At 54.2% G+C, this 15,602-nt stretch carries 15 protein-coding genes and 1 pseudogene; 4 read left to right on the top strand and 12 right to left on the bottom strand.

The features are described 5' to 3' along the window. Nucleotides 1-87 precede the first annotated feature (87 nt). The 12 genes and pseudogenes from ACZ5AL_RS00550 to fabF all read right to left on the bottom strand — a co-directional run bounded on the left by ACZ5AL_RS00550 (nucleotide 88) and on the right by fabF (nucleotide 11,555). A complete protein-coding gene (locus tag ACZ5AL_RS00550) occupies nucleotides 88-1,065 on the bottom strand; it encodes a sulfotransferase domain-containing protein (protein ID WP_464511455.1) in 978 nt (325 codons plus the stop codon). 20 nt (nucleotides 1,066-1,085) lie between these two features. After that, on the bottom strand, nucleotides 1,086-2,204 hold the full coding sequence (locus ACZ5AL_RS00545) for a DegT/DnrJ/EryC1/StrS family aminotransferase (protein ID WP_464511454.1): 1,119 nt from the start codon (nucleotides 2,202-2,204) through the stop codon (nucleotides 1,086-1,088). A gap of 53 nt (nucleotides 2,205-2,257) precedes the next feature. Beyond that, nucleotides 2,258-2,728: an acyltransferase gene (locus ACZ5AL_RS00540; RefSeq protein WP_464511453.1), complete on the bottom strand. Its 471-nt coding sequence runs from the start codon at nucleotides 2,726-2,728 to the stop codon at nucleotides 2,258-2,260. Between the two features lie 49 nt (nucleotides 2,729-2,777). Continuing rightward, nucleotides 2,778-3,809 (bottom strand): Gfo/Idh/MocA family protein, encoded by a 1,032-nt coding sequence (locus ACZ5AL_RS00535; RefSeq protein ID WP_464511451.1) that lies wholly within the window; start codon nucleotides 3,807-3,809, stop codon nucleotides 2,778-2,780. Nucleotides 3,810-3,984: 175 nt separating this feature from the next. Continuing rightward, nucleotides 3,985-4,824 carry a sulfotransferase family protein gene (locus ACZ5AL_RS00530; protein ID WP_464513305.1) on the bottom strand — a complete coding sequence of 280 codons (840 nt, stop codon included), beginning with the start codon at nucleotides 4,822-4,824 and terminating at the stop codon, nucleotides 3,985-3,987. A 36-nt stretch (nucleotides 4,825-4,860) separates the two neighbouring features. Beyond that, nucleotides 4,861-4,977 (bottom strand): annotated as a pseudogene (locus ACZ5AL_RS00525) (sulfotransferase); the annotation flags it as partial. A gap of 97 nt (nucleotides 4,978-5,074) precedes the next feature. Then, nucleotides 5,075-6,184 (bottom strand): glycosyltransferase family protein, encoded by a 1,110-nt coding sequence (locus tag ACZ5AL_RS00520; protein ID WP_464511450.1) that lies wholly within the window; start codon nucleotides 6,182-6,184, stop codon nucleotides 5,075-5,077. Nucleotides 6,185-6,231: 47 nt separating this feature from the next. Next, nucleotides 6,232-8,037, bottom strand: coding sequence for an ABC transporter ATP-binding protein (locus ACZ5AL_RS00515; protein WP_464511449.1), 1,806 nt, complete (start codon nucleotides 8,035-8,037; stop codon nucleotides 6,232-6,234). A gap of 62 nt (nucleotides 8,038-8,099) precedes the next feature. Continuing rightward, nucleotides 8,100-9,224 (bottom strand): GDP-mannose 4,6-dehydratase, encoded by a 1,125-nt coding sequence (gene gmd / locus ACZ5AL_RS00510; protein ID WP_464511447.1) that lies wholly within the window; start codon nucleotides 9,222-9,224, stop codon nucleotides 8,100-8,102. Between the two features lie 153 nt (nucleotides 9,225-9,377). Beyond that, nucleotides 9,378-9,737, bottom strand: a complete 360-nt coding sequence (locus tag ACZ5AL_RS00505; protein ID WP_464511446.1) for a nucleotidyltransferase family protein — start codon at nucleotides 9,735-9,737, stop codon at nucleotides 9,378-9,380. A gap of 298 nt (nucleotides 9,738-10,035) precedes the next feature. Continuing rightward, entirely contained in the window at nucleotides 10,036-10,290 is a 255-nt protein-coding gene (locus ACZ5AL_RS00500) for a hypothetical protein (RefSeq protein ID WP_464511444.1), read from the bottom strand. Then, entirely contained in the window at nucleotides 10,287-11,555 is a 1,269-nt protein-coding gene (gene fabF, locus ACZ5AL_RS00495; protein ID WP_464511443.1) for a beta-ketoacyl-ACP synthase II, read from the bottom strand. The genes ACZ5AL_RS00500 and fabF overlap by 4 nt, the downstream gene beginning before the upstream one ends. A gap of 288 nt (nucleotides 11,556-11,843) precedes the next feature. On the opposite strand from fabF, the gene ACZ5AL_RS00490 reads away from it, so the two are divergent. Genes ACZ5AL_RS00490 through ACZ5AL_RS00475 form a run of 4 tightly spaced genes read left to right on the top strand, consistent with a single transcriptional unit; the run spans nucleotide 11,844 to nucleotide 15,575 of the window. Beyond that, complete coding sequence (locus tag ACZ5AL_RS00490; RefSeq protein WP_464511441.1) at nucleotides 11,844-12,839, top strand: DUF58 domain-containing protein; 996 nt, start codon at nucleotides 11,844-11,846, stop codon at nucleotides 12,837-12,839. After that, nucleotides 12,836-13,831: a hypothetical protein gene (locus tag ACZ5AL_RS00485; protein WP_464511440.1), complete on the top strand. Its 996-nt coding sequence runs from the start codon at nucleotides 12,836-12,838 to the stop codon at nucleotides 13,829-13,831. The genes ACZ5AL_RS00490 and ACZ5AL_RS00485 overlap by 4 nt, the downstream gene beginning before the upstream one ends. A 23-nt stretch (nucleotides 13,832-13,854) precedes the next feature. Then, complete coding sequence (locus tag ACZ5AL_RS00480) at nucleotides 13,855-14,619, top strand: SIR2 family NAD-dependent protein deacylase (protein ID WP_464511439.1); 765 nt, start codon at nucleotides 13,855-13,857, stop codon at nucleotides 14,617-14,619. Continuing rightward, nucleotides 14,616-15,575, top strand: a complete 960-nt coding sequence (locus ACZ5AL_RS00475; RefSeq protein ID WP_464511437.1) for a vWA domain-containing protein — start codon at nucleotides 14,616-14,618, stop codon at nucleotides 15,573-15,575. Before ACZ5AL_RS00480 ends, ACZ5AL_RS00475 begins: the two co-directional genes overlap by 4 nt. The last annotated feature ends 27 nt before the right edge of the window (nucleotides 15,576-15,602 follow it).

Below are 15,602 nucleotides of genomic sequence, written 5' to 3'. Positions count from 1 at the left end.
GTTTATTGGGGGCACTACACCAGATATATCTCACCTTACGTCATATCGCTTTTGATGAAAACCCGCTTCGTGCCGACACGGATCTTGTCAGTAAAACTTTGCTATTCGCTTTTTACTTGGCTCCAACTGATCTGTGTAGAAATCAGCGAGTCCAACCTCTTCAACAATAGACAATACCTGTTTGACTTGCGAGCCAGTCAGCCGGTCTCTCCACTTTGCTAACTGCCTATAAGGGTCTTGGCGAAGTTTATCTTTCACCGAGGCTGATGGGCTCTCAAGATAACTAAGCATTTCAGGAGACACCTTTACTCCCACCTCTTCCGCTATACGGTTCAACTCGGCCTCTCCTTCTGTGACTAGACGTTCATATGTGACGAGGAGCCACCGACCATTATTTTCTTGAGGATGGTGAATCAAGGGTATATAGTGGTCCAGACACCACATTGTAGCCAAGACCTCAACCTGAGTTGATATACGATCTAAGATGGGGCGAAACACCTCTTCTAAAGAAGGCGGTAACTCACCACCATGTAACGCCTGTTCTGCTCGTGACGCGCCTAAAACGTCCAAGTGGCCCTCTTCATTCCATGATCCATGATTGAGCATAGAAGCAACAACAGCGCAGGGATGCCGCATTAGAAGCACCGTGGCTCGTGTGTCAAACTCCCCGAGGAACCAGTGGAACATCCGGTTGAGACGGCAGAACTTGACGATGAGACGATCACGCGTAGCATGCTCAACAAGCTGAAGAGGACGTGACGAAGCATCGAACTTCCATCCCGACACTCCCAAACGTCCAGTTAACGCTTTTTCTATATATGCGCGCTGACGTTCGGCTTTCCCCTCGGGCGGAATATAGGTTCTCCAGGAAAACCCATACTGATTGAATGCACGTGGAGCACTCAGAGGCTCGTTTAAGGCCTTGTATCCAGAAAGCGTTTGTAGTATTTCAAGAAGCCACGTCGTTCCTGAACGTGGCACTCCAGCAATTACAATCGTTTCGTCAATACGACAAGGATTGAATGCCCCAATCGCTTCAATTGCTTTTCCGCCAACTCGGTGCAAGAATGGTGCTCTACGCATATTTAATAGCTGTGCCCGTTACTGAAAAAATCCCGGATATCTGAGGCCACCTTTTCGATCATCTCATTTTGGAGTTCAGGATACATCGGAAGTGAAAGAATCTCGTCTTGATACCGGTATGCAACCGGAAAGTCTTCAGTGGTATGCCCAAACTCTTTGTAGGCCTCTAAGAATGGAAGTGGAGTCGGATAGTGCAATGATGTGGACACGCCCCTTTTTTCCAAATACTCTTGCAGTGCATCGCGCTGTTCTGCACGTATAACGTAGAGGTGATAGACGTGTGTTGCATTCGGACGAACAGAGGGGATGGTCACCTCGTCAATGTCTGCAAGCAGTTTGTCATAACGAGAGGCGTGCTCCTGACGCGCACGTGTCCATTCATGAATGTGGTCGAGCTTTACCGACAGTATGGATGCTTGCAGGCCGTCAAGACGACTGTTTAGCCCTTCTATTTTATGCGTATGCTTCTCAAGCGCTCCATGGTTGCTGAACATCCGGCAACGCGTTGCAAGCTCATCATTGTTCGTAATGATTGCCCCTGCATCACCATAGGCGCCAAGATTTTTAGCAGGATAGAAACTAAATGTCGCGGCATCGCCGTATGTCCCTACATTTCTGTCTTTGTAGGTAGCGAAATGCGCTTGAGCGCAATCCTCAACAACATATAGGTCGTGCTTTTCGGCAATATCCATAATAGCGTCCATTTGTGCGGGCTGACCGTACAAATGAACGGGAATAATAGCTTTCGTACGGGGCGTTATTTTTTCCTCGATGAGTGAAGCATCTATGTTAAAGTAGTCCGACTCAATATCAACAAAAACCGGAGTGGCCCCTGCTTGACTAATCGTCTCCGATGTTGAAATCCAGCTGTTTGCTACGGTAATCACCTCGTCCCCCGAGCCAATTCCAAGCATTCGTAGAGCGATATATATGGCATCGGTTCCATTTCCTACCCCAATACAGTGGTCAACGCCGTATGCCTCTTCATATTTCTGCTCAAATTCCGCAACATAGTCTCCTCTGACAAATGCCGTATCGTCGATCACACGCTGTATTGCGTCATCGATTTCGCCTTGAATAGACTGATACTGTGCACTGAGGTCAACGAATGGAACGTCCATAGTAGCAATTACACTCTGGTTAAAGTTTTGAAAATCCAAGCTAGTGCCAAAAACTATAACGACCGAAGCTTTTGAGCGGGATTCCCCACGTATACGCCAGGTTCTGTGATATCCTTAGTCACAACAGCCCCCGCTCCAATGACGGTATTTTCACAGATGTCCACTGGCATTATAGTCGCATTTGTACCAATCGATACATTGTCTCCAATAACCGTTTCCTCCCATTTAGAGGTGTCTCCTCCAGCAGGCCCTCCTTCTTGAAAACGATCATTGATAAACATTACTCCATGCGACACAAAGCAGTCATCGCCTATAGTGACTAGTTCGCAAATAAACGAATGAGATTGTATCTTGCATCGCTTTCCAATTGTCACCCCTTTTTGGATTTCGACGAACGGTCCAATAAACGTCTCATCTCCAACAGCACATTCGTACATATTAACCGGACGAACGATCGTCACATCGTCTCCAAACTGAACGTCTCGGATACTCGCTTCCCAAACCTCTGGATCGACCTTCATCATATCCACCCTTCTTAAACAACCATCTACTTATGCCCATTGCGTCTCCTCTTTACACTGAGGCGGCTAGGCCACGCGACACTTGAGAGGCTGCGTGTATTTTCTCAATGATCTCTACGGTCTTGAGCCCCTCGTATCCCACCGTTGCGGCTTGTCCACCGTTTTCGAGCACATTAGAGAGGTTTTTGTAGACCTCATCATGATTTGACATAGAGCCTTTGTACGTCCCGTAGTCGTTTGCACCTGCAGACTGCTTGAGTCCCGTGATTTCGTAGTCTTCTATGTTCTGATATTCAAGCTCATTGAGATACTCTCCGCCTATTTTGACGGTCCCTTTTTCCCCAAACAGGGTAATCGATCCCTCCATGTTGCCGCCATAAGCATTGGTCGTATGGTGAATCCCTCCGATGGCGCCACTTTCAAAGCGAAGCGCAATAACTCCTGTATCGTCAAAGTCTGTAGTAGCTTGATGCGCAAAGTTTTCAGATACAGAATATGCTTCTGACACATCTCCTACCATCCAGTACAAGATGTCCACGAAGTGGCTGAACTGCGTAAACAATGTGCCACCATCTAAACGCTCTGATCCTCGCCATTCCGAACTGTTATAGTATTCAGCATGCCGGTTCCAAAAACAGTTTATCTGCACGTTGAATATTCGGCCCAGCCGGCCTTCATCGATTGCATTTTTTACCGCCTCAATGGGTGGATTAAATCGGTTTTGCTTTACGATCAGTAGCCGCTTATTTGCTTTTTCGGCCTCGGTAATCATACGCCCACAGTCAGCTACGGTAAGCGCCATTGGCTTTTCACAGAGCACATGATACCCGTGACGAAGGGCTTGCACTGTGTGCTCTGCATGCAATCCATTCGGCGTACATACCGCAACCACATCTACTTCTGAAGTCATTTCCTTCAGCATTGTAGAGAGGTTTGTGTAAGACGCTGCATTATATTGCTCTGCCAAGCGAAGAGCTTTATTTTCTTGAACGTCGCATACGGCAACTAATTTTCCTTGATTAGCGATATGCTTCGCGTGACGTTTGGCAATGCGTCCGCAGCCGATAATAGCAAAGTTGAGCATGTTCTTTTTCTTTTAGTTGTGTTGAGCGATAAACATTTCTGGTTGTGAGAAGGGGGCTCCAGATTAGCCGAAGTTCTTCTCAACGCTATTTTGTTAAGTGTATCAAGGGGAAGTCGCAAACGCTATTGTAGACTCCCTCCATATTGCATATGACTATGGATATTCCCAAAATCCTTCAACGCGCACCTTTGAGGGCGTAGTCATATTCTTCCATAACAGGCTGCAGGATCGACACAACTTTCTGTCTTTTTGAGGGAGGGATATCTCGTTTGTATCGTCCAATTGACTTATCCGTCAGTTCAATATCCATTAGTTCCTCCTCAAACTCAAAACCTGCAAAGTTAATCACCTTCTTTAAATAGCGCTCTTGTTCACGAACCAAATCCTCGTAACACACCTCGATATACTGATTGGCAGGAAGGCGTTTCTGCACCTTCCACCATCGCTGCATAATGGTCACGACCCATTTTGCACAGGCCTCGAAATCGTTAGGCGCCCAGAGCTGTTGTTGATCTGCGTAAGAGGCAACAACGTCACGTGGGTCACGATAGATATGAATAAGCCGAGCTGCAGGAAGCATTTCGGCAATTTGACGTGCATAAAGCACATTGATAGGGGTGTCATCACACCATGCTGCTTCCTCGCTTTTGAGTGGGTACGACAACAAGTTGTCGACAAACTGTCCTGCCTCCTGCATAATGCACTCGCGGTCGACGGGCTCAGTAACATACAGAGCGGGCATCTTTGTATATGAAGGCGACCCATACCAACGACCTGCCTTTTCGTCCAATGTAATGCGATCTATAAACGTAGATAGCACCTGCTTTACGTGCCCCTCAGGAAGAATATCATCAATTCTAAGTGAACGATACCGACAGGGCGTATATCCTGTACGCACAGCGACGGAGCTCTTTGCACGATGATATGCGCGACTCTGACAAATCCCCTGAAGTACTAACTTCTTAAATCGATGAATGGCCAGGCTTGCATTGAATGGATTCCAGTCAGAAGACATACGGTCAATGAGGTCGCAAAGACCATCGGCATCCGCAATAAAGCGGAGCTCATTCGGATATGCGTACACGTTGGAGTGAAGCCCCAATATCCGTCGCAGAACCGTCGACCCGGACCGTCCTGTACCAATAATAAAGATTTGTTGCTTTGACATCGTATTACCTAATCCGTCACACAAATCACTTCTGGCTTAATACCTCATCAGGCTCTGTTCAACCTGATTGACACAAATAGTCGATTTTGGCTTGAGGTCAAGTGGTCAGGGTATGTGCTGCCTGCCGAGCACGGGCTTCCCAAGTATGTTGATCTTGCGCAGCTTTAACGGCCTCTCGCTTTGCCTCAATACGTTCAGGGTGTTCGCACAACTGCCCTAGCAACTGCTTTGCTTCCTCTGTAGACCGTACGACCCACCCCGTGTTTTCTTGCTCAACAAAGTTTGCAGCCGAAGACCCCTTTCTCATGACTGTTGGAACTTGATAACCAATTGCTTCTACCGTTTTGATAGGAAGCGCAGTGCGGAGATATCCTTTGGGGGCCCGCAAATCAGCAACCACATCCGCAGATTTATAATACTTGCCAATCTCGTCACTGGAAGCATGCACAATCTCGACGTGTTTAAAATCAATGTCCTGATAATATGACGCTTGACTAGCCCACTCTGGCTCCCGACAACAAACCGTAAGATGAACACTCTCAAGGGATTCAGCCAACTCAAAGAGCGGAGTAAGGTCATAATACGGTGGGGTAACCCCTCCAACATAAAACAACTTTATCCGATCATTCGCCGTATCTACTTCTGCCCCTTTTGCCTCCCCGTTTAAGTGTGTCTGGCATCCTGGAGGGAGCGCACTCGTCTTTGAAGCGGGCCAATCTGTAGGTAGAAGGCTTCGTATTTCCCAGGTCGGCAAGAACAGGTGACTCATATACCGACAAAACATCGCCCACTCTATCCAGAGAAAAAGCCGCTTGGGGATTCGCTTCCACCACACATTTTTGTAGGCGTGCTCTTCGGCCTGCCAGTAGATATCTCGATAGTAGATCCCAATAGGAACGTGGTTTTGCCGGAGAAAAGAGAAAAAGGCATAATCTTGAAATGGGCGCAACGGCAGATGATGGTCGTCACTTAACGGTATCGGGACATTCCACGACTCTACATAGGCGAAGTCATACGTGAGCCCTTCCTGAATCAATGCACGGATTTTGTTCATTTTCTTCTTTCGCTCATAGCTAAACCCCGTTACTGAATCGACGCGGTAGCCAATTGATCGAAAGGCTTTTTCCATTTGTACCGGACGTACCTCACTCCCCTTAACTGGGTGATTTGCCAACGGCTGCGGGTGATAGAAAAGTACTCGTTTCATAATGTCTGACTACCCTAAAGAGAAGAGCGCACGGCGGTTACCACCAATTAGAATGCCATAGACTGGAACTTTTCATGTTTTGCTGCCAGTTCCTTATAAGCTCCTTCTCCTACCTTCTGCCCACGCTCCAACATCACAATATTATCGGCCCGCTTTACCGTGCTCAGACGATGGGCAATCATAATCATCGTGTGTTCACCCTCCAGTTCGTAAATCGCTTCCATGACGCTGGCCTCCGTCGCCTGATCCAGCGCGCTTGTGGCCTCATCAAAGACAAGCACGGAGGGGTTATGATATAGCGCACGGGCAATGCCGATGCGCTGCTGCTGTCCCCCCGAGAGCTTTACCCCACGCTCGCCCACAATCGTCTCCCACTTGTTGGGAAGTTCGTTGTCTATGAAGTCAAAAATATGTGCCCGACGCGCGGCATCCCGAACGGCATCCATATCAATCTCGTCTTCAGGCACCCCAAACGCAATGTTATGCGCAATTGTATCGTCGGAAAGATAGATATGCTGCGGTACGTACCCGATGTTCTGCTGCCATGACCGAAGATTTCCCTCTTCGAGAGACACGCCATCTACAGAAATAGTGCCTTGCTGTGGACGAAGAAGTCCCAGGATGAGATCAACAGCCGTAGTTTTGCCCGACCCGGTTTTTCCAACAAATCCAACCGTTGTGTGCGCGGGAATCCCCAGCGAAAGGTTTTTAATGGCTGGTTCCTCCGCATCGGGGTACGCGAAGCTGACATTATCAAGTATGAGTTGGTCTTCAAGTGCTATCGACTTCGATGCACCTGTTTCTTCGCCATTACGCCCCCTCTTGAACTCGGAGGAAGCAGGCGTATTTTTGAGACCATCACGCACTGCATTCAGTGCGGCAATGTTGAAACGAGCACTTGCGATTCCCTTAAATGCCTGTTGCAATGCGGGCATCAGTCGGTATCCCGCAAATGCGTACAGACCCAATACAGGGATCACTTGCTGCACATTCTCTTGCACGGCGATAAGATAAACGGCAATAAGTATAATCCCTCCAAATGCTACGGCCTCTAACAGGTAACGGGGCGCGAGCCGAACGATGCGATAGCGTGCCTGGAAGCGCGAATACCACTTTGATGGAGTTTTATATTGATCAAGAAATGCTTCTTCTTTACCCAGTAGCTTAACTTCTTTAATTCCCCCAAACGCCTCACTAACCACCTGATAGCGATCTGAGTTTGTCTTCACGCGCTTCTGACCGTACACATCGATCCGATTTTTGACAGCGTAGTAAATTGCAACGTAGGCGACCCCAAGGACTACGGCTACAAGGAGGGCTACCATCGGGTCAACGAAGACAAGAAACCCTATAATGAATAGAGCAACGATCCCCTTTGCCCCTCCTTTGAGAGTCTGAATCAGCATCTCATTCACCACCTCCTTCACCTCCTCAAGGATGTTCTTTCCTAATTCGGAGCTGTTGCGGGTAAGGAAGTATTCGTACGGACGGTTCAGGTAACTTTTGAGTAGTCGGTACGAAAGCGTATGGTTACGCCCCCATGCGTAGCGATACAACGCCCAGGTCGTGAAGATGATAAACGCATTGCTTAGAATCATCGCCACCAGCGCGGCGAGCCCTAGAGCAATCAGAAAGGTGTTGGTGTCTGTGAAGCCAAGGGTTTCGTAAACCCAACTGAGATAGACGTTTTCCTGCACGCTCGCCGGGTCGGCGGCTACCGAGAGGAAAGGCATAATCGAAGCAACACTCACCACCTCCAACCCGGCCATAATGACTACAGCCACGAACAACAACGCCAGGTTGCGCTTCTCGCGAGCCGTGAGGAGATCAAAAAAGGTGCGCAGGATTTCCATAGGTCGTGTTGTCGGTTACGCTGAACGTACAGCGCGATTCAATGAGCTGTCAAAAGGGACGGCTACGAATCTCGCTGCACGACCATCTCTTCCTTCGCTTCAACGATATCTCCAGCCACCATCTCCTCGGCCATCTCCTCCAGTGAGTACTTCGGCGTCCAACCCAGCTGCGTGCGGGCTTTCTCGGCGTCGCCCAGGAGCAGGTCGACTTCGGTCGGACGGTAGTAACGGGGGTCGATGTCGACGACGCACTGCCCGGTGTCGGCGTCGTAGCCTTTTTCGTCTTCGCCCTCGCCCTTCCACACGATGTCGATGTCGGCGGCTTTGAAGGCGAGCGTCGCGAAGTCGCGCACGGTTGTGGTCTGACCCGTGGCCAGCACATAGTCGTCGGGTGTGTCTTGCTGGAGCATCAAGTACATGCCCTCCACGTAGTCGCGGGCGTGGCCCCAGTCGCGCTTGGCGTCAAGGTTGCCGAGGTAGGTCTTTTCTTGCAAGCCGACTTTAATGCGGGCAGCGGCGCGGGTGATCTTACGCGTCACGAAGGTTTCGCCGCGGCGAGGGCTCTCATGGTTAAACAGAATCCCGTTGGAGGCGTGGATGTCGTACGCTTCTCGGTAGTTCACTGTTATCCAGTAGGCGTAGAGTTTGGCGGCCGCGTAGGGACTCCGCGGGTAAAACGGGGTCGTTTCGCTCTGTGGCGTTTCTTGCACCTTGCCGTACAGCTCTGAGGTCGACGCCTGGTAGAACCGCGTCTTGTCGGTCAGATCCAGGATGCGAATGGCTTCCAAAAGCCGCAGCGTACCCAGTGCATCCACGTCGGCGGTGTACTCGGGACTATCGAAGCTGACCTGCACGTGACTCTGCGCAGCCAGGTTGTAGATTTCGTCCGGCTGCGTCTCCTGTACAATGCGAATCAGGTTTGACGAGTCGGTCATGTCGCCGTAGTGGAGGAAAAAGCGCACCTCCTCCTCGTGCGGATCGGTGTACAGATGGTCGATGCGATCCGTGTTGAACTGCGAGGTTCTCCGCTTGATGCCGTGCACTTCGTATCCCTTATCGAGCAACAACTCGGCCAGGTACGATCCGTCTTGGCCGGTTACGCCGGTGACGAGTGCCACGGGACGCTCGCCTTTAGCTCCAGGACGGTCCTCTGGGATTTTGCTGGTTACTTGCTTGTCGGTTGGCATGAAATAGAGGTGTAAGAAAGAAACGGTGCTTCGGGTCGTTGAGAATGGAAACTTCTAAGCTTCCGCGTATTCACTTTGTCACAATCGGGTGTATCGCCGCTCCCCTAATGCGTTCCCGCTTCATCAATGTAGCACATATGCACAGCGGCGATCTCATAGCACAATCCCATCACGTGCAATAACTGCTCGGAGTGAAGCGGCGCATCGTTCGGCCTGCACAAGATCCACTGAAAATGGGGCGGCCTCGTCTTGAGTTCGGGCTACGGCTTCGAAATACAGCTCAGGGGCGATGCCCCACACCGCAAGGTCAATATCGGAGCGCGGGCCAAGCGGCACCTTCTCTTCCGCCAGAGATCCAAAGAGCACGACACGACGCACGCCGTACGTTGAACGCAGCCACTGTGCCACCTTGCATGCAGTGGATCTCGCCTGTGCACGCCGCTTGTCCTGCTCACGCATGTCCTGATGCGTTCGTCTACGCAGTGTGGCCCGGTACGTATCGAATGCAGACATGGCTTGCAAGCTTTTGTCGCTGACTCGCAGTAGCCTTTATTCCACGCAACCTATTCGGTTTCTTTGCTAAGAGCAATAAGTAGATCAGCAAAAATACATTTACACCTTGTCATCGCGAGGAGGGAGCCTGCGACCGACGCGGCGCTGTGAGCGCAGCGAACAAGTACTCCTGGGGGGCGATCTCATGCGCCCGTTAGAGCGGTTTATTCTGCTTAGAAGGCACAAGATTGCCGCGTCGCTAGCGCTCCTCGCAATGACATACTCGAACATTCCTATGTGGGCCTACTTATCAGGTCGATCAGGACTCGATCCATTGCTTCAGACGTGTTTGTACGATGCGGCGTCGCAAGGGCATCCAATCGGCCTGGTCGGTAACCCAGCGGGCGATGAGCGCCCCATACAGGGTGGTGTCGGTGCAAAACAGCTGGGTGCCGTGTTTCAAGACCCGCCCAACAACCGGACCGTGGGTCGCTTGCAGATCAATGAGATCAAAAGGGCCACCTGTAGTCTGGATAACGGCCTTCACCCGGTCAAGCACCGCCTGATTGCTCATGCGTCCACCTTGCGAAAGGCCAGCGTGGTGTTGTGCCCGCCAAACCCAAAGGCATTGGCCAGCGCCACGTTTACTGTGCGCTTGTTGGATTCGTGCAGCGTGTAGTCCAAGTCGCAGCCCTCATCGGGGGTTTGCGTGTTGATGGTAGGCGGCACGTGGTCATCGGCCACGGCCAGTACGGTGGCCACCGCCTCAATGGCTCCGGCTGCCCCCAGCAAGTGTCCGGTCATGCTTTTGGTGGCCGAGCAGCTTATCGAGTAGGCATGATCGCCAAAGAGCTTTTTGATCGCGTTCGACTCCACCGGATCGCCAGCCGGTGTAGAAGTCGCATGCATGTTGATGTGGTCAACGGCTTCGAGAGGCACCCCGGAGTCCTCAACAGCCTGCTTCATCGCTCGCATGGCACCCTTGCCCTCGGGGTCGGGGGCCGCAAAGTGATGGGCATCGTTCGACTTGCCAAATCCGCATAGCTCGGCATAGATGTGCGCTCCGCGTGCCTCAGCTGCACTTCTTCGCTCTAGCACCAGCGCGCCTGCGCCTTCACCTGCTACAAATCCATCGCGGTCTTTGTCGAACGGACGACTGGCCGTTTTGGGGTCGTCGTTGCGCGTAGATAGCGCCCGCATCGCGCCAAATCCGCCCAGGCAGAGTTCGTTCAGCGATGCCTCGGTGCCGCCCACGAGCATTCGATCAGCCTGACCTTGTTTCAGCAGCATGGCGCCATCGGCAATGGCATCGTTGCCGCTTGCACAGGCGGATACCGTGCAGTGGTTGGGGCCGCCCAGTTCGTATTCCATGGCGATGAGTCCCGCCGCCATGTTGCTAATCATCATGGGAACGAAGAACGGGGAGATGCGCCGTGGCCCACGCTCGTAGTTCACCTCGGCTTGCTCCATAAACATGGTGCCGCCGCCAATGCCGGTGCCGAACACCACGCCAAACCGATTGCGCTCGCTCTCATCCAGCGAATCTGGACGCAAGTTGGCGTCGCGCAGGGCCTCGCGTGCTACGGCCAATGCAAAGAGGCTGAACACATCTTGTCTCCGGGCCGACTTCGGGTCGATGCCGTGATCTTCTGGATCAAAATCGTGCACCTCGCACGCAATCTTCGTGCGAAAGTCGGACGGGTCGAATTTGGTGATCGGTCCGGCGCCACTCGTTCCGGCCAGCAGATGCTTCCAGAATGCGTCAACCGTGTGCCCTATCGGGGTGAGGGCACCCAACCCGGTAACAACGATAGACTCCTCGGCGTGCGCAGTAGCCATGAATGCGGGGGGATGGTGGATAGGCGAATGATGATTTGGTAGAGGATAGACGCTAAGTGATAAAGGCCATTGAAAACCGCAGCTTCGTCTTGTTCGAACCCCCTCTCCCTACGGGTTTCTCCCCCTTATCCAAGGGGGAGATGTCGAAGACAGAGGGGGTTGAGCAGACCGCGATGATGTAGCCCACTGATAATCACTTAACCACTCAACCGCTACCGATGATTTTTTGCCACCTTGTAGTGTAGCCACTATAACCATGAGTCGCAAGGATTCTGGGCGTGTGCCTCCATGCACATCCCGCGAAATGTTACGCGTCAGCCGGACTCTACCTGCCCGAACCGCATCCATCGCGGTGGATTCAATACATATCATGCCTACTATCTTGCTGCCTACTGGGCGTCTATACGTGTGGAGCCTGACATCAAACGCTACATTCGCCATCTGGAAATCCGGACCCGCGGCCAGGTCGACTCGATGATGAGCGGCGCGTATTCGTCCACCTTTCGGGGACGGGGCCTGGAGTTTGCCGAAGTGCGTCCGTATCAACCGGGCGATGACGTGCGTGCCATCGACTGGAACGTGTCGGCGCGGATGGGCGAGACATACGTCAAACTCTTCGAAGAAGAGCGCGAGCAGACCATCATGCTGGCGGTGGATGTGTCGGGCTCGCAAGCGTTTGGGTCGGCCCATGCCACCAAGCGCACTACCGCTGCCGAGGCCGCCGCCCTGGTCGCATTTACGGCGCTGCATCAGCACGACGCCGTGGGCCTGCTGCTCTTCACCGATCGCATTGAGGCGCTGCTCCCCCCTCGCAACACGCGCCGCCACGTACTGCATGCTCTACAGCGCCTCTTGACATGCGAGCCAGACCATACCCGCACTAACCTGAACGTACCGTTGCGCTATCTGCTCAACAGCCTGGAGCGACGCGCTACCGTGCTGTTTATCAGTGACTTCATGGATACACAGTACACCGACCTCCTTCATGCCACAGCGCGGCGGCACGACTTCATTGGCGCCCATGTGTTTGATCCGGGCGAGGCCACCCTCCCCCCGCATGGACTGCTTGACCTTACGGATCCGGAAACCGGCACCCCACACACGGTGGATGCCCGCGACCCGTCGGTTCAGCGCCGCCTGCAAACGGAACACGACCGCCGCCACCGCCGCATAGAAGACATGCTGCACACCGCCAACGCGGGCCACATCGCGCTACCTACCGATGGCGATGTAGCCGACGCCCTGGTCACGTTTTTTCGTCACCGCCGCCCCTACCGCGCATGAGCCGCTTCCACCTGCCCGGAATCGCGCTGGGGAGCCTTGGCCTGCTGCTCCTGCTCCTCCCTCTTTCAGTGTCGGCTCAGTCGGCCCATGTTGATGCACACCTCGATGCCGACAGTCTACAGGTAGGCGAACAGGCCACGCTCTGGATGATCGTTGAGCACACGTTTCAGTCTGAGGTCACCTTTCCCGACACCGACGCCGGTCCGATGCTTTTTGGCGACCTGCAGGTGCTCGATCGCGGCGAACCGGCTTACGAATACCGACGAGGCGCCCGCATAGACAGCGTCGGCTACACCGTGACCACGTTTGAATTGGACGACGCCCAGGTGCCCGAGCTGCCCGCCTGGATCGTGCAAAACGAAGACACCACCATTGCCGGATCCGACGCGTTCACCGTCCCGATTGCCTCGGTGTTGCCCGCCGACACCACCACCGCCATGCAGGGCCTCATGCCGCCCGCATCGTTTCCGCATGGATGGCGCGTGTGGACCGCCAGCGCGCTGGGTGTGCTGGCCCTTTTCGCGCTCATCGCCTGGATTGTCCGGCGGCGGCCCTGGGCCGATCAGCTTGCAGAAGACACTGCGGATCCCCCTAAATCTCCGTTCGACCGCGCTCGAAAGCAGCTTGACTCGCTGCAGCCGCCCAACCAGGGCTCGGCCAAACCGTTCTATGTGACACTTACCTACACGCTGCGCACGTACTTAAGCGAACGCCTGCGCATCCCGGCGCACGAGCGGACCTCCACCGAATTGGTGGAGGCGCTGCGACGGCATCCGCATGTGCCCCCGCCCGCTGCGGGACGCATTGACGCAGTGCTGGAACTGGCGGATCTGGCCAAGTTTGCGGATACGCATCCCGATGGATCTGCGAACACCCGTGCGCTCCACGAGACCCAGCGCGCCATTGCCACGATCGAAGAGGCTGTTCGTGCCGTGGAGCGTCCCCCTTCGCCCCCAGAAACCGCCCCCGCAACGGCTCCCGAGACTTCGTAATCTTTCACCCGTTCTGCCTGCCTATGTCTCTGTTTTCTGATCGCCTTGTTGACGAGCTGGCTGCTGCCAACACGGTGGCTGTGCTTACCGGTGCTGGCGCCAGTGCCGAGAGCGGAATCGCCACGTTTCGCGATCCGGATGGCCTGTGGGAGCAGTTCAGTCCCGAAGAGCTCGCAAACGTGGAGGCGTTTCTCAACAACCCAACGCTGGTGCAGGGCTGGTACCGATACCGACAGGAAGCCATTGAACAGGCCGCGCCCAATGCCGGACACCAGGCCCTTACCCGTCTGGAACAGCTTGTTCCCTCGTTTGCCTGCATCACCCAAAACGTAGACAACCTGCACCAGGACGCCGGCACCGAGCGGGTGATCGAATTGCATGGCAACATCATTCGCAGCTACTGTATCGACTGCGAGGCGCCCCACCGGCTGGATCCGGATGCAATCGAAGCCGACGAAGCGGTGCAATGCAACGACTGCGGCGGACTCATCCGTCCGGATGTCGTTTGGTTTGGCGAACGCCTGCCTGCAGACGCCATCCAGGCCGCACAAGACTGGGCTCGCAAAGCAGATGTGTTTCTGTGCGTGGGCACCAGCGCTGTGGTGTATCCGGCTGCCGACCTGCCGCTCATTGCTCTCGATCACGGCGCTTACGTGGTCGACGTAAACCCCGATACCAGTGCGGTGTCGAATCGGGCGCATGAACACCTACAGGCGCCTGCCGGAACGGCGCTGCCCGCCTTAATCGATGCCGTGGCCGACCGTCACCATCCCTCCAGTGCCGCATGACGTTTGCCTACCCGCTGGTTCTGTGGCTCCTTGCCAGCCTGCCGCTACTGACCGCCTGGTCGTGGTGGCGTGCTCGCAAGCAGGGCGGTCTGGGATTTCCGAACCTTTCCCAGATGCGCCTCCCTCGCTCCTGGCGCGTGTGGATGGCGCACAGCCTGCCGATCCTGCGCCTGCTTGCTATGGCGCTGCTCATCGTCGCCCTGGCGCGTCCGCAGCACCACGACACCGTTGAAATCGAAACCACCGAGGGCATCGACATCATGCTGGCGCTGGATGCCTCCACCTCAATGCGCGCCACCGACTTTCCGCCCAACCGGTTTGAGGCGGCGCGCGACGTGGCGCAAGAGTTTGTGCAGAGTCGCGATCACGACCGCATCGGGCTGGTTGTGTTCGCCGGTGAAGCGTTCACCCAGGCCCCGCTCACCACGGATGGCGATTTCCTGCACGATGTGATCGAGCAGCTCAGCATCGGTCAGTTTGAGCCGGGCACAGCCATTGGATCGGCGCTGGCCACGGCACTCAACCGGCTGGAGGAATCAGAAGCCCCCAGCCAGGTCGTTATTCTGCTTACCGATGGCCAGAACAACCGCGGCGAGATCGACCCGCTCACCGCCGCTGAAATGGCGCGCGTGCTTGGCGTACGCGTCTACACCATTGGCGTGGGGTCGTTTGGGGATTCGCCGTTCGAGCCGGAGTCAAACGGCGGCACCGACGAGGTCGATGAAGACGTGCTCACCACCATGGCCGAAGCCACCGGCGGACGCTATTTTCGTGCGTCCAACACGCGGGCGCTACGCACCATCTATGACGACATCGGTGAACTGGAACAGGCCGAAATCGAAACCTACCGACATACCGATGTAAGCGAACGCTACGCCCGCTTTGCCGTGCCGGGCCTGCTTCTCATTCTGCTGCACACGGCGCTGCGCACGACCGTTGCCCGCCGGGTGCCGTAGCGTATCTGCTCACCAGCCCAAACCGAA

It is taken from the genome of Natronotalea proteinilytica, from assembly GCF_055379935.1.
The sequence above is the reverse complement of the archived record's forward strand: the minus strand, read 5'-3'. Positions and strand labels throughout refer to the sequence as shown.